Source organism: Streptococcus sp. DTU_2020_1001019_1_SI_AUS_MUR_006 (assembly GCF_032340315.1).
Lineage (GTDB): Bacteria > Bacillota > Bacilli > Lactobacillales > Streptococcaceae > Streptococcus.
On the sequence record NZ_CP135436.1, the window covers coordinates 590,736 to 610,188 of the forward strand.

General features: G+C 42.1%; 19 protein-coding genes and 1 pseudogene. 18 read left to right on the plus strand and 2 right to left on the minus strand.

Going from position 1 to position 19,453, the window contains the following annotated elements; all coding sequences use genetic code 11:
- Positions 1-149: 149 nt before the first annotated feature.
- From RRU92_RS02960 to tnpA, 9 genes and pseudogenes are all read left to right on the plus strand, one after another.
- Entirely contained in the window at positions 150-515 is a 366-nt protein-coding gene (locus tag RRU92_RS02960; protein ID WP_000216431.1) for an Asp23/Gls24 family envelope stress response protein, read from the plus strand.
- Positions 516-517: 2 nt separating this feature from the next.
- On the plus strand, positions 518-2,185 hold the full coding sequence (locus RRU92_RS02965) for a DAK2 domain-containing protein (RefSeq protein WP_315640355.1): 1,668 nt from the start codon (positions 518-520) through the stop codon (positions 2,183-2,185).
- Positions 2,186-2,394: 209 nt separating this feature from the next.
- On the plus strand, positions 2,395-2,601 hold the full coding sequence (locus RRU92_RS02970) for a hypothetical protein (RefSeq protein WP_025170070.1): 207 nt from the start codon (positions 2,395-2,397) through the stop codon (positions 2,599-2,601).
- Positions 2,598-2,792 carry a hypothetical protein gene (locus RRU92_RS02975; protein WP_281335289.1) on the plus strand — a complete coding sequence of 65 codons (195 nt, stop codon included), beginning with the start codon at positions 2,598-2,600 and terminating at the stop codon, positions 2,790-2,792. The genes RRU92_RS02970 and RRU92_RS02975 overlap by 4 nt, the downstream gene beginning before the upstream one ends.
- Positions 2,779-3,663 carry an ABC transporter ATP-binding protein gene (locus RRU92_RS02980; RefSeq protein WP_315640358.1) on the plus strand — a complete coding sequence of 295 codons (885 nt, stop codon included), beginning with the start codon at positions 2,779-2,781 and terminating at the stop codon, positions 3,661-3,663. Before RRU92_RS02975 ends, RRU92_RS02980 begins: the two co-directional genes overlap by 14 nt.
- A 1-nt stretch (position 3,664) precedes the next feature.
- Positions 3,665-4,402, plus strand: coding sequence for an ABC transporter permease (locus RRU92_RS02985; protein ID WP_315640359.1), 738 nt, complete (start codon positions 3,665-3,667; stop codon positions 4,400-4,402).
- Complete coding sequence (locus tag RRU92_RS02990; RefSeq protein WP_315640360.1) at positions 4,402-5,499, plus strand: sensor histidine kinase; 1,098 nt, start codon at positions 4,402-4,404, stop codon at positions 5,497-5,499. Before RRU92_RS02985 ends, RRU92_RS02990 begins: the two co-directional genes overlap by 1 nt.
- Complete coding sequence (locus RRU92_RS02995; protein WP_281335293.1) at positions 5,500-6,099, plus strand: response regulator transcription factor; 600 nt, start codon at positions 5,500-5,502, stop codon at positions 6,097-6,099.
- Between the two features lie 168 nt (positions 6,100-6,267).
- Positions 6,268-6,737, plus strand: a pseudogene (gene tnpA, locus RRU92_RS03000) (IS200/IS605 family transposase).
- A 280-nt stretch (positions 6,738-7,017) separates the two neighbouring features.
- On the opposite strand, the gene dusB reads toward tnpA, so the two are convergent.
- Together dusB and hslO are read right to left on the minus strand one after the other, a co-directional pair.
- A complete protein-coding gene (gene dusB / locus RRU92_RS03005) occupies positions 7,018-7,998 on the minus strand; it encodes a tRNA dihydrouridine synthase DusB (protein WP_315640362.1) in 981 nt (326 codons plus the stop codon).
- Positions 7,985-8,857: an Hsp33 family molecular chaperone HslO gene (gene hslO / locus RRU92_RS03010; protein WP_315640363.1), complete on the minus strand. Its 873-nt coding sequence runs from the start codon at positions 8,855-8,857 to the stop codon at positions 7,985-7,987. Before hslO ends, dusB begins: the two co-directional genes overlap by 14 nt.
- A 165-nt stretch (positions 8,858-9,022) precedes the next feature.
- Here hslO and RRU92_RS03015 point away from each other — a divergent pair, with 165 nt between their 5' ends.
- The 9 genes from RRU92_RS03015 to dltD all read left to right on the plus strand — a co-directional run bounded on the left by RRU92_RS03015 (position 9,023) and on the right by dltD (position 19,451).
- Entirely contained in the window at positions 9,023-10,450 is a 1,428-nt protein-coding gene (locus tag RRU92_RS03015; protein ID WP_315640364.1) for a helix-turn-helix domain-containing protein, read from the plus strand.
- Positions 10,451-10,608: 158 nt separating this feature from the next.
- A complete protein-coding gene (gene glpK, locus RRU92_RS03020) occupies positions 10,609-12,117 on the plus strand; it encodes a glycerol kinase GlpK (RefSeq protein ID WP_075232366.1) in 1,509 nt (502 codons plus the stop codon).
- A gap of 41 nt (positions 12,118-12,158) precedes the next feature.
- On the plus strand, positions 12,159-13,985 hold the full coding sequence (gene glpO, locus RRU92_RS03025; protein ID WP_315640366.1) for a type 1 glycerol-3-phosphate oxidase: 1,827 nt from the start codon (positions 12,159-12,161) through the stop codon (positions 13,983-13,985).
- Positions 13,986-14,055: 70 nt separating this feature from the next.
- A complete protein-coding gene (locus RRU92_RS03030) occupies positions 14,056-14,760 on the plus strand; it encodes an MIP/aquaporin family protein (RefSeq protein ID WP_315640368.1) in 705 nt (234 codons plus the stop codon).
- A gap of 233 nt (positions 14,761-14,993) precedes the next feature.
- The gene (locus RRU92_RS03035) at positions 14,994-15,125 is read left to right on the plus strand and encodes a teichoic acid D-Ala incorporation-associated protein DltX (RefSeq protein ID WP_000375187.1); all 132 of its coding nucleotides are present in this window, start codon (positions 14,994-14,996) and stop codon (positions 15,123-15,125) included.
- A 20-nt stretch (positions 15,126-15,145) separates the two neighbouring features.
- On the plus strand, positions 15,146-16,696 hold the full coding sequence (gene dltA / locus RRU92_RS03040; RefSeq protein WP_315640370.1) for a D-alanine--poly(phosphoribitol) ligase subunit DltA: 1,551 nt from the start codon (positions 15,146-15,148) through the stop codon (positions 16,694-16,696).
- On the plus strand, positions 16,693-17,937 hold the full coding sequence (dltB, locus tag RRU92_RS03045) for a D-alanyl-lipoteichoic acid biosynthesis protein DltB (RefSeq protein ID WP_315640372.1): 1,245 nt from the start codon (positions 16,693-16,695) through the stop codon (positions 17,935-17,937). The genes dltA and dltB overlap by 4 nt, the downstream gene beginning before the upstream one ends.
- Before the next feature lie 13 nt (positions 17,938-17,950).
- On the plus strand, positions 17,951-18,190 hold the full coding sequence (gene dltC, locus RRU92_RS03050) for a D-alanine--poly(phosphoribitol) ligase subunit DltC (protein WP_000351968.1): 240 nt from the start codon (positions 17,951-17,953) through the stop codon (positions 18,188-18,190).
- Positions 18,183-19,451, plus strand: coding sequence for a D-alanyl-lipoteichoic acid biosynthesis protein DltD (gene dltD / locus RRU92_RS03055; RefSeq protein WP_315640374.1), 1,269 nt, complete (start codon positions 18,183-18,185; stop codon positions 19,449-19,451). The genes dltC and dltD overlap by 8 nt, the downstream gene beginning before the upstream one ends.
- Positions 19,452-19,453: the final 2 nt, after the last annotated feature.

The following is a 19,453-nucleotide window of genomic DNA, read 5'->3' on the forward strand; positions in this document are numbered from 1 at the left end:
AAAGAGTAAAAGGCCATCAGGTCTTTTTCTTTTGCTCTGAGTTCAAAAAACCTCGTCAAAGGAGCAAATATCCGCCGATACAGTATTCTGCTTTTACACTTGGCTTGAAATATGATAAAATAGAGTATCAACTAGTTGAGGTAGAAAAAATGACTGTAAAAATTAATACAAAAGATGGTCAAATCGAACTAACAGATGAAGTGATTGCTACCGTTGTAGGCGGTGCAGCAACTGAGATTTTTGGTGTGGTCGGTATGGCAAGTAAGAAAGCCCTCAAAGATAATTTCCAAGCCCTCCTTGGGAAGGAAAATTATTCTAAAGGTGTCGTTGTAAAAGCGGCCGAAGATGGTAGCATTGCAGTTGATGTATATACCGTGTTGAGCTACGGAACTAAGATTAGTGAAGTCTCAAAAAACATCCAAGAGCGTGTACGCTTTAGTTTGGAAAACCAACTTGGCATCACTGCTCAAACTGTGAATGTCTACATTCAAAATATCAAAGTTGTAGGAGAATAATCGTGTCAAATATTACTACAAGCTTATTTCAAGAAATGGTACAGGCTGCATCTACTCGTTTGAACAAGCAAGCCGAATATGTCAACTCATTGAACGTCTTCCCAGTTCCAGATGGAGATACAGGAACAAACATGGGAATGACTATCGAAAATGGTGCTAAAGAAGTAGCAGACAAACCAGCTTCAACTGTTGGTGAGGCTGCAAGTATCTTGGCTAAAGGTCTTTTGATGGGTGCGCGTGGGAACTCAGGAGTTATCACTTCACAGCTTTTCCGCGGATTCTCACAAGCCATCAAGACAAAAGAAGAGTTAACAGGAAAAGACCTAGCTCTTGCCTTCCAATCTGGTGTTGAAGTAGCCTACAAGGCTGTTATGAAGCCAGTTGAAGGAACAATCTTGACTGTATCACGTGGTGCTGCCATTGGTGCTAAGAAAAAAGCCGAGCAGACAGACGATGCTATTGAGGTTATGCGTGCAGCTTTGGAAGGAGCTAAAACAGCCCTTGCTAAGACTCCAGACATGCTTCCAGTATTGAAGGAAGTTGGAGTTGTAGACTCAGGTGGTCAAGGTTTGGTCTTCATCTACGAAGGCTTCCTTTCAGCTCTTACTGGTGAATACAGTGCGTCTGAAGACTTTGTAGCGACTCCAGCGAATATGGGTGAGATGATCAATGCAGAACACCACAAATCTGTAGCCGGACATGTAGCAACTGAAGACATTACCTTTGGTTACTGTACGGAGATCATGGTTGCCCTTAAGCAAGGCCCAACTTATGCTAAAGAGTTTGACTACGAAGAATTCCGTAACTATTTGAACGACCTTGGGGATTCTCTGCTTGTTGTCAACGACGACGAAATCGTTAAAGTTCACGTCCATACAGAAGATCCAGGACTTGTTATGCAAGAAGGTCTGAAATATGGTAGCTTGGTTAAGGTTAAAGTCGATAACATGCGTAACCAACACGAAGCACAAGTGGAAAAAGAAGCAACTCAAGTCAGCAAACCAGCTGAAGAAAAAGAATACGCCCTTATCGCAGTAGTAGCTGGACAAGGCTTGGCAGACATCTTCCGTGCTCAAGGTGTGGACTATGTCATCGAAGGTGGACAAACCATGAACCCTTCTACAGAAGATTTTGTCAAGGCTGTAGAGCAAGTGAATGCTCGCAACATCATTTTCTTGCCAAACAACAAAAATATCTTTATGGCAGCTCAATCTGCAGCTGAAGTATTGGAACAACCAGCAGTAGTGGTAGAAGCACGTACTCTTCCTCAAGGATTGACTAGCCTTCTAGCATTTGACCCAAGCAAGTCTATCGAAGAAAACCAAGAACGTATGACTGCAGCCCTTGGCGATGTAGTCAGTGGTAGTGTAACAACAGCCGTTCGTGATACAACTATCGATGGTTTGGAAATCCATGAAAATGACAATCTTGGTATGGTAGATGGTAAGATCCTCGTATCAAACCCTGATATGCACCAAACTCTGACTGAAACATTGAAACATATGTTGGATGAAGACAGTGAAATCGTAACCTTCTATATTGGAGAAGATGGAAGCGAAGAATTGGCTAACCAAATCGCCCAAGAAATCGCAGAAGAATTCGAAGATGTCGAAGTAGAAATCCACCAAGGTCAACAACCAGTGTATCCATATCTTTTCAGTGTGGAATAAGAATGAAATAGAAAACGAAAGAGGTCGGGAAAAGATTCCCGATCTTTTTGGTTTGCAATGAGTTTTGGACCCAGTAGCTGATTGGTGCTAGAAAATTGACCCAATCTAGTAATTTCTATTCCATCATTTTTTTATGACATTTGTCATATCTCCTCATGACAGAAGCTTCTAGTGGCAATAACCTCAAAGAGATATACTAGATGTATCAAATGGAGGAAGAAAAAATGAAACATAAAGTAATTGTCGCAATGAGTTTAGTAGCAGCAGGAGTCATGACCTATCTCATGTTTTCTGGGTTGGATGAAGGCTTCTATCATTTTCCTTGGGAGTTATTTGCAGGATTTGGCATGATGTCTTGGTTGATCCGAGAAGGTTTGAAATTGGTCTCAGATGTGAAAAAGGAGTTTGAAAAATGAAAAAAGCGATTCTCTATTTCTTTATTGGACTATCACTAGTGGTATGGTTGGTCGAAATGTTTACAGGTTGGTTTGACCAAGCCTTCCTTCACCAAGCCATTCGCGGTGCCTGGGGTCTAGGATTTATGATTTTTATCGCCTTTCCGATGGGAAAGGAGTGGTTGAAAGGAGAATATCATGAACATGATTAAGGTAGAAGGCTTAAATAAAAACATCAAGGGCAAGGCTATATTGAAGGATATTTCCTTTGAGGTGGCTGAAGGTGAATGTGTCGCCTTGATTGGGCCCAATGGTGCTGGTAAGACAACACTCTTGGACTGTTTGCTTGGAGATAAACTGGTCACCAGCGGTCAAGTATCCATCCAAGGATTGCCAGTGACGAATTCTCAGTTAGACTATATTAGAGGCTACCTCCCTCAAGAAAATGTCATTGTTCAGAAATTAAAGGTTAAAGAGTTGATTGGTTTCTTTCAAAGCATTTACCCAAATCCCTTGAGCAACCAGGAGATTGATCAACTATTGCAGTTTGACAAGCAACAAAAAGAGCAGTTGGCAGAAAAATTGTCAGGTGGGCAAAAACGTCTCTTCTCTTTTGTCTTGACCTTGATTGGGCGACCAAAACTTGTCTTTTTAGATGAGCCAACTGCGGCCATGGATACTTCAACCCGTCAACGTTTTTGGGAAATTGTCCAAGACTTAAAAGCGCAGGGAGTTACCATTCTCTATTCGTCTCATTATATCGAGGAAGTAGAGCATACAGCAGACCGGATTTTGGTCTTAAATAAGGGAGAATTGATCCGTGATACGACACCTCTAGCCATGCGCAGTGAGGAGATTGAAAAGCACTTTGTCCTACCTCTAGCTTACAAGGAAGTCGTCGAACAGTCTAACTTGGTTGAAAACTGGTCACAAAAACAAGATGCCCTGCAAGTAGTCACACGCGAAGCGGATGCTTTCTGGGAACGGTTAGTCCAGGCAGGATGTAGGATTCAAGAAATTGAAGTCACTAACCGTAGCTTGCTGGATACAATCTTTGAAGAAACACAAAAGGGAGATGACTAAGATGAAACGATGGATTGCACTAAACAAGATAGAATTTCTATTGACCAAACGACAATTAGTCTATTATCTATTATCTGTAGGGATGCCGACGGCCTTCTATTTATTCTTTTCAGGCATGTACCAGGATACACCAAGTGGGCCGGCTAATTTTATGCGCGACTACCTTATCTCTATGACGGCCTTTTCCATGATGTCGACAGCTATGTTTTCATTCCCAGCTGTTTTACATACCGATAAGATCAACAACTGGCAGAAAACATTACGCCATACTCCAGTAAATATGGTAGAATATTATCTATCAAAGATAACAAGTATGATGGTTGATTATTTGGTTTCAATCCTGGTTGTTTTCTCAGTTGGGCACTTGGTCAGGGGTGTGGATATGCCTCTAGGAAGCTGGATTGGGGCTGCGCTCTTGCTTATTGCGGGAAGTGTAGCTTTTGTAGCGCTTGGCTTGATCCTGACACTCTTACCGTCTAGTCAGCTGATGTCTGTCGTGGGCAATCTTCTCTATCTAGGATTGGCTGTTTTAGGCGGACTCTGGATGCCCATCACTTTATTTCCAGACTGGATGCAAGCAATCGGGAAGTGTCTACCAACCTATCAGTTGATGGAGTTGCTCAAGACCTTCTTAAACGAGGGTGGCATCAATTTATCAGCCACAGTTTATCTACTTGTTTTTTCAGCAGTTTTATTTGGTTTGACTATTTACCTTCAAGGTCATAAGGAGAATTCTTAATGCTTGAAAAACTGAAAAGCATACATTATATGTTTTGGGCCAGTTTGATTTTTATGGTTTTTCCTATCCTCTCTGCAGTAGTTGGGGAGATTCCTAGCTGGCATTTACTAGTTGATATTCTATTTGTGGTGGCTTACTTAGGCGTTTTGACAACCAAGAGCCAGCGATTATCCTGGCTCTTTTGGATTATCATGCTAGCCTATGTAGCTGGGAATACCGTCTTTATTTATGGCAACTATGTCTGGTTCTTCTTTTTCCTTGCCAATCTCTTGATTTATCATTTTAGAGTGCGTAGCCTACGTTCTCTTCATGTCTGGACTTTCCTTCTTGCTCAAGTTCTTGTTGTTGGACAACTCATGATGTTTCAGTCAGTCGAAACTGAGGCTGTAGCCTTTGAACTTGGGATTCTTACTTTTGTCGATTTGATGACATTGGGCTTGGTTCGGATTCGCATTGTCGAGGATTTGAAAGAAGCTCAGGCCAAGCAAAATGCCCAGATAAATCTATTGCTTGCTGAAAATGAACGCAGTCGTATAGGTCAGGATTTGCATGATAGCCTGGGGCATACCTTTGCCATGCTGAGTGTCAAGACAGATCTGGCCCTGCAGTTATTTCAGATGCAGGCCTATCCACAGGTGGAGAAGGAATTAAAAGAAATTCACCAGATCAGCAAGGATTCCATGAATGAAGTGCGAACCATCGTGGAAAATCTGAAATTACGGACTTTAGCATCAGAGCTTGAGACTGTCAAGAAGATGCTGGAGATTGCTGGAATTGAAGTTGAGGTTGACAATCAATTGGACAAGGCTAGCCTGACCCAAGATGTGGAGTCGACGGCTGCTATGATTTTGTTAGAACTGGCGACCAATATCATCAAGCATGCCAGCGCTAATAAAGCCTATCTAAAACTGGAACGTACAGATCAGGAATTGCTCCTGACAGTTAGAGATGACGGGAAAGGTTTTGCAACTGTAAAAGGGAATGAACTCCATACAGTCCGAGATCGTGTAGCAGCCTTCTCAGGTCAAGTAGAGCTGGTCAGTTTGAAACATCCAACAGAGGTGCGCGTGCATCTGCCTTATAAGGAGAGAAAGTAGATGAAAGTATTAGTCGCAGAAGATCAAAGTATGCTTAGAGATGCCATGTGCCAGCTCTTAAGCTTTCAACCAGATGTGGAGACTGTCTTGCAGGCGAAAAATGGAGCTGAAGCTATCGAGGTTTTGGGGAAAGAAACAGTAGATATTGCCATCCTTGACGTCGAAATGCCAGTCAAAACAGGACTAGAAGCGCTCGAGTGGATCAAACAAGAAGTGCCTGAAATCAAGGTGGTTATCGTTACGACCTTTAAACGCCCAGGTTATTTTGAACGAGCGGTCAAAGCAGGAGTCGACGCCTATGTCTTGAAAGAGCGAAGCATCGCCGAACTCATGCAAACCCTGCATACGGTGTTAGAGGGACGCAAGGAATATTCTCCAGAGCTGATGGAAGTCATGATGACCCATCCCAATCCCTTGACCGAGCAAGAAGTCGCTGTTTTGCATGGAGTTGCACAGGGGCTGTCCAACCAAGAAATTGCGGATAAGCTCTACCTCTCAAACGGCACCGTCCGTAATTACATGACCAATATCCTCTCCAAACTAGGCGCCAGCAACCGAACCGAAGCAGCCAAAACTGCCGAAGAAGAAGGCTGGTTGTGAGGGAGAGAAAGAAAAAATCTCTTAGAAATGAATCTAAGAGATTTTTTGTGTTATGTGACTATTAGTCCGTCTCGCTCCGTTAGGTGCGCGTCGAAGGTTATACTAAAAAACTCCAAACGCGATACAATAAAGGTGTTCAAGTCAATTGTAAAGCGAAAGGAGAAAACCATGGCACAAAAGTCTCATAGTTTATCACACACAAAGTGGATGTGTTCCATCACATTGTGTTCACCCCTAAGTATAGACGAAAAGTAATCTATAATCAATATCGGAGTAGTTTGGGAGAAATATTTCATCGCTTGTGTAGTTATAAAGGTGTTGAAATTATCGAAGGACACTTGATGCCAGATCATGTACATATGTTAGTAAGTATTCCACCGAGGATAAGTGTTTCAAGTTTTATGGGGTATTTAAAAGGTAAGAGTGCACTCATGATGTTTGACAAACACGCCAATTTGAAATATAAGTTTGGAAATCGGCATTTCTGGGCGGAAGGTTATTATGTGAGTACAGTATGACTTAATGAAGCCACAATTAAGAAATATATTCAAGATTAAAGAAATTATCCAGTGGATGATTTCTTCACGAGTATGAAAATTTGAGAGCGAGTAAAGCATGATATAGCACTAGATAAATGAAGTGTGAAAGAATATGAGGATCCCTTTAGGGATAGTGGTAAGTAATACTCACGCCTCTTTAAGAGGCAAGTGACGAGTCAGCTTGAACAAGGTAAAAGCCAGCGTCTTTAGGCGCTGGCTGGTAATTGAGCTTATAACCCTGGTGCAAACCACCCGTTAGACGGGGGGATTGGATTGTTACCTTGAATGCTATACGTTAAAACGCCGTATGCCGAACGACACGTATGGTGGTGTGAGATGGGCGAGAAATCAACCCTTACTCGAAAGGTAGTATAGAAGTTTAAGCCTTATCTAATTGCAATAGTGCTTCAATCTCGGCTAGTGTGCTAGCTTGCGAAATAGCACCACGAAGTTTAGCTGCACCAGATGTTCCACGGAGGTAGTGAGGAGCGAGTCCACGGAATTCACGGACCGCAACCTTTTCTCCCTTGAGGTTAATCAAGCGTTTCAAGTGCTCGTAGGCGATGTTCATTTTATCTTCAAAGGTTAAATCAGGAAGGATTTCTCCAGTTTCAAAGTAGTGATTGATTTGATTGAAGAGGTAAGGATTCCCCATAGCTGCGCGTCCAATCATAACGGCATCAGCACCGACTTCTTCGATGCGTTGTTTAGCTTCTTGGACAGTGCGAATGTCACCGTTAGCGATAAATGGAATTTTTGTCAGAGCTTGTGCAACCTTGTGAAGGGTCTCGAGGTCAGCGTGACCAGTATACATTTGTTCACGGGTACGGCCATGCATAGCAAGTGCAGAGACACCTGCAGCCTCAGCGGCGAGGGCATTTTCTACTGCCAGAGATGGGTCAGCCCAGCCGGTACGCATCTTGACAGTAAGGGGGATATCAAGGACAGATTGGACCTTGTTAATGATAGAGTAGATCTTGTCTGGATCTTTGAGCCACATAGCGCCAGCTTCGTTCTTCACGATTTTGTTAACTGGGCAGCCCATGTTGATATCCACGATATCGGTCTTGGTGTTTTCTTGGATGAATTCTGCTGCGCGTGCTAGGCTATCCTCGTCGCTTCCGAAAAGTTGGATCGAAACGGGGTTTTCTCCTTCATCGATATGAAGCATGTGAAGAGTCTTTTCATTGTTGTATTGGATACCTTTGTCAGAGACCATTTCCATGACTACAAGGCCAGCTCCGAGCTCTTTTGCAATAGTACGGAAGGCAGAGTTGGTCACGCCGGCCATGGGTGCTAAAACGGTACGATTGGGAATCTCAACATTGCCAATCATAAAAGGTGTATTAAGATTTGTCACGAATGAGTTCCTCCAGGTCGTTTTCATCAAAGTTGTAAGTTGTTTGGCAGAATTGACAAGTGATTTCTGCTCCGTGGTCTTCGTCCTTCATTTCCTGCAAGTCTGAGCTTGGGAGACTAGAAAGAGCCTTCATAAAGCGTTCTTTGCTACAGTCACATTGGAAACGGATTTCTTCTTCGGAAAGACGCTTGTAGGCTTCGTCACCGTAGATTGCTTTGAGGAGGGCTTCGATATGGTCGTCGCTTTCCAGAAGGGTTGAGATAGCTGGCATTTCTTGGATGCGTTTTTCAAAACGAGCGATTTCTTCTTCCTTGGCTCCTGGCAAAACTTGAACAAGGAAGCCACCTGCAACCTTGACCTTGTCTTCTTCGTCCAAAAGGACATTGAGACCAACTGCTGACGGAGTTTGCTGGCTTTCTGTTAAGTAGAAGGCAAGATCTTCACCGATTTCTCCAGAGATAAGCGGAGTCATAGAGTTATAAGGATTTCCAGTGCCATAGTCTGTGATAACGAGAAATTGACCATTTCCAACAAAAGGTCCGACTAGAACTTCACCAGTTGCAGTCTTTTTGATGTCAACACCAGGATTTTGGACGTAGCCTTTGACATTTCCTTTGGTATCTGCGACGGTGATGATGGCTCCTAGAGAGCTAGTTCCAAGAACTTTAACCGTTAGCTTGGTATTTCCTTTTTCATTGGCTGCGAGAATCTGGCTGGCGATAAGGGTGCGGCCAAGTGCAACAGTTGAGCTAGCTTGAGTTTGATGTTTTTCTTGAGCAGTGCGGACAGTTTCAGTGCTATCAAGAACATAAGCACGAAAGGCCCCACTTTCTGATATAGTTTTAATAATTTTATCCATAACTATTATTTTAGCATAAAAATGCCCAAAGGGGGAGTGGGGTGTTTGCTGATTCTGAGGATTATTTGAGTTTGAAACTAGGGAAAAACCGAAAAGATAAACAGATTATTTTAGCATTTTTTTAATTTATGCTATGCTTGAAGAAGAAAATGAAAGGGGTAACAAATGTATTTAGGAGACTTGATGGAAAAAGCTGAAGCTGGTCAATTTTTAGTCCTTTCTTTTTTATTGCAGGAGTCACAAACGACCTTAAAAGCACTGATGGAGGAGACGGGCTTCTCTAAAGCGACTGTGACCAAGTACATCTTATTCACAAATGAAAGAGCGCAAACAGTTGGTCTAGATGTACAGATTCATCTACAGGAAGAGCAGGTCAACTTGTCAGTCGGTGCGACTACTAAGGGGCGTGATATTCGTCGCCTATTTTTAGACAATGCGGTGAAATACCAGATTTTACTATATCTGCTCTATCACCAGCAGTTTCAAGCCCATCAGCTGGCTCAAGAATTGATGATTAGTGAGGCTACACTTGGTCGCCACTTGGCTAGTTTAAATCAGTTTTTGTCAGAATTTGATTTATCCATCCAAAATGGCCGGTGGCGCGGTCCAGAGCATCAGATTCGCTATTTCTATTTCTGTCTTTTACGTAAGGTTTGGTCGAGTAAGGACTGGGGAAATGAAATGCAAAAGCCTGAGAGAAGGCGGGAGATTGCTAGTTTAGAAGAAATCTGTGGTGCTCAATTGTCTTCGGGGCAGAAGTTAGACTTGATTTTGTGGAATCATATTAGCCAACAACGTCTACGTGTCAATGCCTGTCAATTTCAAGTCATAGAAGATAAAATGCGAGGCTATTTTGACAATATTTTCTACCTTCGCTTGTTGAGAAAGACACCGTCCTTTTTTGTTGGGCAACACATTCCTTTGGGAACTGAGGATGGTGAGATGATGATTTTCTTCTCTTTTCTTCTTTCTCATCGCATTTTGCCCCTACATACCATGGAGTATATCCTTGGGTTTGGAGGGCGGCTGGCAGATTTGTTGACGCAACTGATTCAAAAAATGAAGAAAGAGGGGTTGCTAGGCGGTTATACGGAAGACCATGTCACCTATGAACTGAGTCAATTTTGTGGCCAAGTCTATCTATTCAAGGGCTATATTTTACAAGATCGCTATAAGTACCAGTTAGAGAATCGTCATCCTTATTTGCTGATGGAACATGATTTTAAAGAGACAGCAGAGGAGATTTTTCATGCTTTACCTGCCTTTCGGCAGGAGACGGACTTGGATAAAAAAATACTTTGGGAATTGCTTCAATTGATGGAATACATGGCAGAAAATGACGGTCATCATATGCGGATTGGTCTAGATGTAACAGCGGGTTTTCTTGTCTTTTCAAGAATGACTGCTATCTTGAAACGCTATTTGGAATACAATCGTTTTATTACTATTGAAGCCTATGACCCTAGTCGGCACTACGATTTGCTGGTTACCAATAATCCTATTCATAAAAAAGACCAGACTCCAGTATATTATTTAAAAAACGACTTAGATATGGAAGATTTGGCAGCGATTCGTCAGATACTATTTGCTTAAAAGGCTTGGGAATCCAGGTCTTTTTTGTGAAATTCTCACAATCTTATCAATTTTTTTTAAAATTTTAAAAAACTTGATAAACAAGAAAGCGCTTTATTTTGTATACTAGTTACTGTAAAGAGGAAATAACCTCAAGATCTTTATCAGGAGGACAGCACATGTCACAAGAAAAATACATTATGGCCATTGACCAAGGGACTACCAGTTCTCGTGCCATTATTTTTAACAAAAAAGGGGAAAAGGTCAGCTCAAGTCAAAAAGAATTCACACAAATCTTTCCACAAGCAGGTTGGGTTGAGCACAATGCCAATGAAATTTGGAACTCAGTCCAGTCAGTAATCGCTGGGGCTTTTATCGAAAGTGGTATCAAGCCAAATCAAATCCAAGCTATCGGGATTACCAACCAGCGTGAAACGACAGTTGTTTGGGATAAAAAGACAGGTCTTCCTATCTATAATGCCATCGTTTGGCAGTCTCGCCAGACAGCGCCTTTGGCTGAACAACTAAAAAAACAAGGTTATGTAGAGAAATTCCATGAGAAGACTGGTCTGATCATCGATGCTTACTTCTCTGCGACCAAGGTTCGTTGGATCTTGGACCATGTAGAAGGCGCTCAAGAGCGAGCAGAAAAGGGTGAGTTGCTCTTTGGTACGATTGACACTTGGTTGGTTTGGAAATTGACTGACGGTGCGGCTCACGTGACGGATTACTCAAATGCAGCCCGTACCATGCTTTATAACATTAAAGAACTCAAATGGGATGACGAGATTTTGGAAATCCTCAACATTCCGAAGGCTATGCTGCCAGAGGTTCGTTCTAACTCTGAAATCTACGGTAAGACAGCGCCATTCCATTTCTACGGTGGAGAAGTGCCAATCTCAGGTATGGCTGGGGACCAACAGGCAGCCCTCTTTGGACAGTTGGCCTTTGAACCAGGTATGGTCAAGAATACTTATGGAACTGGTTCTTTCATCATCATGAATACTGGTGAAGAAATGCAGTTGTCTGAAAATAACCTCTTGACAACGATTGGTTACGGAATTAACGGTAAGGTTTATTATGCCTTGGAAGGTTCTATCTTCATCGCAGGAAGTGCCATTCAATGGCTTCGTGACGGACTTCGCATGGTTGAAAACTCACCAGAGTCTGAAAAATATGCTCGTGACTCTCACAATAATGACGAAGTTTATGTCGTTCCAGCCTTTACAGGTTTAGGTGCTCCATACTGGAACCAAAATGCTCGTGGTTCTGTCTTTGGCTTAACTCGTGGAACAAGCAAAGAAGATTTTATCAAGGCAACCTTGCAATCTATCGCTTATCAAGTGCGTGATATCATCGATACCATGCAAGTGGATGCTCAGACAGCTATCCAAGTCTTGAAGGTGGATGGCGGTGCAGCTATGAATAACTTTCTCATGCAGTTCCAAGCGGACATCTTAGGAATCGACATCGCACGCGCCAAAAACTTGGAAACAACTGCTCTAGGAGCAGCCTTCCTAGCAGGTTTGTCAGTAGGCTACTGGAAGGATTTGGATGAGTTGAAACTCTTGAATGAGACAGGAGAACTTTTTGAGCCATCCATGAACGAATCTCGCAAGGAACAACTCTACAAAGGCTGGAAGAAAGCTGTGAAAGCAACTCAAGTATTTGCGGAAATCGACGACTAATACTGGAAGAATAAAGCGACTCAGTTAGAAAGTGTGTAAATATGGAATTTTCAAAGAAAACACGTGAATTATCAATTCAAAAAATGCAGGAACGTACCTTGGACCTCTTGATTATCGGTGGAGGAATCACAGGGGCTGGTGTAGCCTTGCAGGCGGCAGCTAGCGGTCTTGAGACTGGTTTGATTGAAATGCAGGACTTCGCAGAAGGAACATCAAGCCGTTCAACAAAATTGGTTCACGGAGGTCTGCGTTACCTCAAACAATTCGACGTAGAAGTGGTGTCAGATACAGTTTCTGAACGTGCAGTGGTTCAACAAATCGCACCACACATTCCAAAACCAGACCCAATGCTCTTGCCAGTTTACGATGAGGATGGAGCGACCTTTAGCCTCTTCCGTCTTAAAGTAGCTATGGACCTTTACGACCTCTTGGCAGGGGTTAATAACACGCCAGCTGCTAACAAGGTTTTGAGCAAGGAAGAAGTCTTGGAACGTCAACCAAACTTGAAGAAAGAAGGTTTGGTAGGAGGTGGGGTTTACCTTGACTTCCGTAACAACGATGCCCGTCTCGTGATTGAAAACATCAAACGTGCTAACCAAGATGGTGCCCTCATTGCCAACCACGTGAAGGCAGAAGGATTCCTCTTTGACGAAAGTGGCAAGATTACAGGTGTTGTAGCTCGTGATTTGTTGACAGACCAAGTCTTTGAAATCAAGGCTCGTCTGGTGATCAACACAACAGGTCCTTGGAGCGATAAGGTACGCAATTTGTCTAATAAGGGAACACAATTCTCACAAATGCGTCCAACTAAGGGAGTTCACTTGGTAGTGGATTCAAGCAAGATTAAGGTCTCACAGCCAGTTTACTTTGACACAGGTTTGGGTGACGGTCGTATGGTCTTTGTTCTCCCACGTGAAAACAAGACTTACTTCGGTACAACAGATACAGACTACACAGGCGATTTGGAACATCCAAAAGTGACTCAAGAAGATGTAGATTACCTACTTGGCATTGTCAACAACCGCTTCCCAGAAGCTAACATCACTATTGACGATATCGAAAGCAGCTGGGCAGGTCTTCGTCCATTGATTGCAGGTAATAGCGCTTCTGACTACAATGGAGGAAATAATGGAACTATTAGCGATGAAAGCTTCAATAGCTTGATTGCGACTGTCGAAGCTTATCTATCGAAAGAAAAAACGCGTGAAGATGTTGAATCTGCTGTCAGCAAGCTTGAAAGCAGCACATCAGAGAAACATTTGGATCCATCTGCAGTTTCTCGTGGTTCGAGCTTAGATCGTGATGACAATGGCCTTTTGACCCTTGCTGGTGGTAAAATAACAGACTACCGTAAGATGGCAGAAGGGGCTATGGAGCGCGTAGTTGACATCCTCAAAGCAGAATTTGACCGTAGCTTTAAACTGATCAACTCTAAGACTTACCCTGTTTCAGGTGGAGAATTGAATCCAGCAAATGTGGACTCAGAAATCGAAGCCTTTGCGCAACTTGGAGTGTCACGTGGTTTGGATAGCAAGGAAGCTCACTATCTCGCAAATCTTTACGGTTCAAATGCACCTAAGGTCTTTGCTCTTGCTCATAGTTTGGAACAAGCGCCAGGACTCAGCTTGGCAGACACCTTGTCCCTTCACTATGCAATGCGTAACGAGTTGGCTCTTAGCCCAGTTGACTTCCTCCTTCGTCGTACCAACCACATGCTCTTTATGCGTGATAGCTTGGATAGCATCGTTGAGCCAATTTTGGATGAAATGGGACGATTCTATGACTGGACAGAAGAAGAGAAAACAACTTACCGTGTTGATGTCGAAGCAGCTCTTGCTCAAAATGACTTGGCAGCATTAAAAAATTAAGAAAAACTAGAAGAGAGGGAGACAAGCGTTCCTTGCTTTCTCTCTCCTTCTTTTAAATGGAGACAAAGATATGATGAAAGAATTATTTGGAGAATTTTTGGGAACTTTAATCCTGATTCTTCTAGGAAATGGTGTTGTTGCAGGTGTGGTTCTTCCCAAAACTAAGAGTAACAATTCAGGATGGATTGTCATCACTATGGGTTGGGGGATTGCCGTTGCTGTCGCAGCCTTTGTGTCTGGCAAGCTCAGTCCAGCTCATTTAAACCCAGCTGTGACCATTGGTGTGGCCTTAAAAGGTGGCCTGCCTTGGGCATCCGTTTTCCCTTACATCCTAGCTCAGTTTGCAGGAGCTATGCTCGGTCAGATTTTGGTTTGGTTGCAATTCAAACCACATTATGATGCAGAAGAAAACGCAGGAAATATCCTGGCAACCTTCAGTACTGGACCAGCCATCAAAGATACTGTGTCAAACTTGATAAGTGAAATCCTTGGCACCTTTGTATTGGTATTGACAATCTTTGCTTTGGGACTTTATGACCTTCAAGCAGGAATCGGAACCTTTGCAGTGGGGACTTTGATTGTCGGTATCGGTCTATCACTAGGTGGGACAACAGGTTATGCCTTGAACCCTGCGCGTGACCTTGGACCTCGTATCATGCACAGCATCTTGCCAATTCCAAACAAGGGAGACGGAGACTGGTCTTACGCTTGGATTCCTGTTGTAGGACCTGTTATCGGTGCAGCCTTGGCCGTTTTTGTATTCTCGCTTTTCTAAGATAAAAGAGCTATTTGTAACAAAGTTTGAGATTGGATTCTCAGGCTCTTTTTTTGTTTTTATTTATGACAAAAAGATTGATATCTTAACTTATCTTAAAATAAGCTAAAATCAACTTCCAAAAAATGGTAAACAGTTGAAAATAGAGGGAATAAAGTGGTAAAATGGGAACAAGAAAAAATAGTAATTGTTTGTGGAAAAATTGACGGAAATTTACAGAAAAGAAATCGATCATGGATAGAAAGAAACCATTATATATTTTTTTAGGGCAAACGGTCCTGTATTTTATTGTTTTACTGGGTTTGCTTTATTTCTTTAGTTATCTTGGTCAAGGTCAGGGTGGCTTTATCTACAATGAATTTTAACTTTAAGGAGAAAACGAACTGTGTCTAATAAACCGATAAAAGATATGATTGAAGCGATTGAGTACTTCGCCCAAACTCAGCCTAGCTTTCCAGTCTATAACGTTCTTGGTGAGGAACGTACCTATGGTGATTTGAAGGCTGATTCGGATAGTTTGGCTGCAACCATCGATCAACTAGATTTACCTGAAAAATCTCCTGTAGTAGTTTTTGGTGGTCAGGAGTATGAGATGTTGGCTACCTTTGTAGCATTGACCAAGTCAGGTCATGCCTACATTCCAATTGACAGTCATTCGGCCTTGGAGCGAGTTTCAGCTATTTTAGAAGTGGCAGAGCCAAGTTTGATTATTGCCATCTCAGACTTTCCATTGGAGCAGGTCTCTACGCCAATGATGACTCTAACTCAGGTTCAAGAAGCCTTTGCTCAGGGGGCAAGCTATGAGATGACGCATCCAGTCAAGGGCGATGATAATTACTATATCATCTTTACTTCTGGTACGACTGGTAAGCCAAAGGGAGTGCAGATTTCCCATGATAATCTCCTCAGCTTTACCAACTGGATGATTACGGACAAGGAATTTGCGACGCCAGATCGTCCACAAATGTTGGCGCAACCACCGTATTCCTTTGACTTGTCTGTCATGTATTGGGCACCAACCTTGGCTCTTGGAGGAACGCTTTTTGCCCTCCCATCAGCCATTACTCAAGATTTCAAACAACTCTTTGCGACCATCTTTTCTCTACCGATTGCTATCTGGACTTCGACACCATCTTTTGCAGATATGGCTATGTTGTCTGAAGATTTCAATGCTGAAAAGATGCCAGGTATTACCCATTTTTACTTTGATGGGGAAGAGTTGACAGTTAAAACTGCTCAAAAATTACGCGAACGTTTCCCAAATGCACGCATTATCAATGCTTACGGGCCAACGGAAGCAACAGTTGCTTTGTCAGCAGTCGCTATTACAGATGAGATGCTAGCGACACTTAAACGCTTGCCAATTGGTTACACCAAAGAAGATTCTCCAACCTTCATCATTGATGAGGGAGGGAATAAATTACCAAATGGAGAACAAGGGGAGATCATCGTATCTGGTCCAGCTGTTTCAAAAGGTTATATGAATAATCCTGAGAAAACAGCTGAAGCTTTCTTCGAATTTGAAGGTCTGCCAGCCTACCATACGGGAGATGTCGGAACGATGACGGATGAAGGTCTTCTTCTTTACGGTGGACGGATGGACTTCCAGATCAAGTTTAATGGCTATCGTATTGAGCTAGAAGATGTTTCTCAAAACTTGAACAAATCTCAGTACGTTGAATCCGCTGTTGCAGTTCCACGTTACAACAAAGACCACAAGGTTCAAAACCTCTTGGCCTATGTTATTTTAAAAGATGGCGTCAAAGAACAATTTGAGCGCGACATCGATATCACGAAAGCGATCAAGGAAGACTTGGAAGATATTATGATGTCTTACATGATGCCGTCTAAGTTCCTTTACAGAAAGGAATTACCACTAACTCCAAATGGCAAGATTGACATTAAAGGCTTAATCAATGAGGTAAACAATAGATGATGGAGCTTCTTAAACAGCTTCCTCATATCGAGCCTTATGGAAATCTACAGTACTTTGTCTACGTGATTACTGCTACCTTGCCCATCTTTATCGGTCTTTTTTTCAAAAAACGTTTTGGCTGGTATGAAATATTGGTTAGTCTCTTCTTTATCGTTACCATGTTGACGGGTGGCAAGACCAATCAGTTGGCTGCCTTGGCTATTTACCTATGCTGGCAAATTGTACTGGTTCTTTTATACAAGCAGTATCGAAAAAGTAAGGATAGCAAGTGGGTCTTCTACCTAGTTAGTTTTCTGTCCCTCCTTCCGATTATCTTTGTCAAGGTGCAACCAGCTATCAATGGAACGCAGTCTTTGCTTGGATTTTTGGGAATTTCTTACCTGACCTTTCGTTCGGTTGGAATCATCATCGAACTTAGAGATGGAGTCATTAAGGATTTGAAGATGTGGGAGTATTTGCGTTTTCTTCTCTTTATGCCGACATTTTCAAGTGGTCCTATTGATCGTTTCAAACGTTTTAATGAAAATTATCAGACGATTCCAGAGCGGGATGAGTTGATGGATATGCTAGCCGAGTCCGTTCGGTATATCATGTGGGGATTTCTGTATAAATTTATCCTAGCTCATATTTTAGGCGAGATTTTATTGCCACCACTAAAGAATTTAGCTTTACAAACAGGTGGCTTCTTTAACTACTACGTAGTTGCAGTCATGTACACATTTGGTTTGGAGCTCTTCTTTGATTTTGCAGCTTACTCTATGTTTGCTCTAGCTATTTCAAATCTGATGGGGATTCGTAGTCCGATTAACTTCAACAAACCTTTCTTGTCAAGAGATTTGAAAGAGTTTTGGAATCGCTGGCACATGAGTTTATCCTTCTGGTTCCGTGACTTTGTCTTTATGCGCATGGTCATGGTGATGACGAGAAAGAAGCTTTTTAAGAATCGAAATGTGACTTCAAGTGTCGCCTATATCCTGAACATGCTCCTTATGGGGTTCTGGCATGGGATAACTTGGTTTTACATCGCCTACGGACTCTTTCATGGAGTGGGCTTAGTCATTAATGATGCCTGGGTTCGAAAGAAAAAAACGCTCAATAAAGAACGGAAAAAAGCAGGGAAAGCTCTCTTGCCTGAGAATCGCTGGGTTCAGTTGCTTGGCATGGTGATAACCTTCCATGTCGTGATGGTTTCATTCTTAATCTTTTCTGGATTTTTGAATGATTTATGGTTTAAAAAATAAAAGGAATTAAAAAATGGATATCAAATCAGAAGTTATTGAAATTATTGATGAATTATTTATGGAAGATGTATCTGACATGATGGATGAAGATCTTTTTGACGCGGGTGTCTTGGACAGTATGGGAACCGTTGAATTGATCGTGGAAATCGAAAATCGCTTTGACATTCGTGTCCCAGTTACAGAATTTGGTCGTGACGACTGGAATACAGCTAATAAAATCGTAGCAGGGATTACGGAGTTAAAGAATGCTTAAACGCCTGTGGTTAATCTTCGGGCCCATTCTTATTGCAGGTTTATTGGTTCTTCTACTCATTGTTTTCTATCCTAGTAGTAAGAGTCATAATCTAATGGAGGAAAAATACTCTGCAGCCTCGATAAGTGCAGAAAGTTTCAAAGAGAGAAGCCAAAAAGTGAGAGCTCTCACGGATCCTAATATACGTTTTATACCCTTTTTGGGTTCGAGTGAATGGATTCGTTTTGATAGCATGCATCCAGCAGTATTAGCTGAAAAGTATAATCGCCCCTATCGTCCTTATTTTATGGGGCAGGCAGGAGCAGCTTCTCTTAGTCAGTACTTTGGGCTACAACAAATCACATCTGAGCTTGAAAACAAACAAGCGGTATTTGTAATCTCTCCACAATGGTTTACAAAAGAGGAGCACGATGCGCCTACTTTTCAAAGCTTTTTTAACAATGACCAGTTGACGGCCTTTTTGGAAAATCAATCCGGAGATCTGGCCTCTCAATATGCGGCCACTAGACTCTTGAAGCAAAATCCAAGAGTACCAATGAAGGGAATTGTTGAGAAGCTGGCCAAGAATGAACAATTGTCAGACTTTGATCAAACGATGGTTAATCTCTCTGCCGAGTTCAATGAAAGACAAGCTGCTCTTTTTGGTCAATTCTCCATTCATGGTCGATTAAAGTACAAAGATCATGTTGAGAAATATTTGAGCAGTCTCCCAGAACAATTTTCTTATGAAGAATTGGAAAATATTGCACGTAAAGATGCAGAGGAAAATACGACCAATAATGATTTGGGAATGGAGAACCACTTTTATAATACTCAACTAAAGAAGGACTTAAAAAATTTAGAAGGCTATCAAAAGAATTATAACTTTCTCCAATCAAGTGAGTACAATGATTTGCAGCTAGTGCTCGATCAATTTGCCAAATCTAAGGTCAATGTACTCTTTGTCTTTCAACCTGTCAATAAAAAATGGATGGACTATACAGGTTTGAGTGAGGAAATGTATCAACACTCTGTCGAAAAAATTCGTTACCAGTTGGAGAGTCAAGGTTTCACCAATATTGCTGATTTTTCAAAAAATGGTGGAGATCCTTACTTTGTTAAGGATACGATTCATATTGGTTGGTTAGGCTGGTTGGCGTTTGATAAGGTTGTAAATCCTTTTTTGAGCAATCCAACAACAGCACCTAATTACCAAATGAATGATCGTTTCTTTAGCCAAGATTGGGCGGATTACGATGGTAACATCAAAGATTTTCAATAATA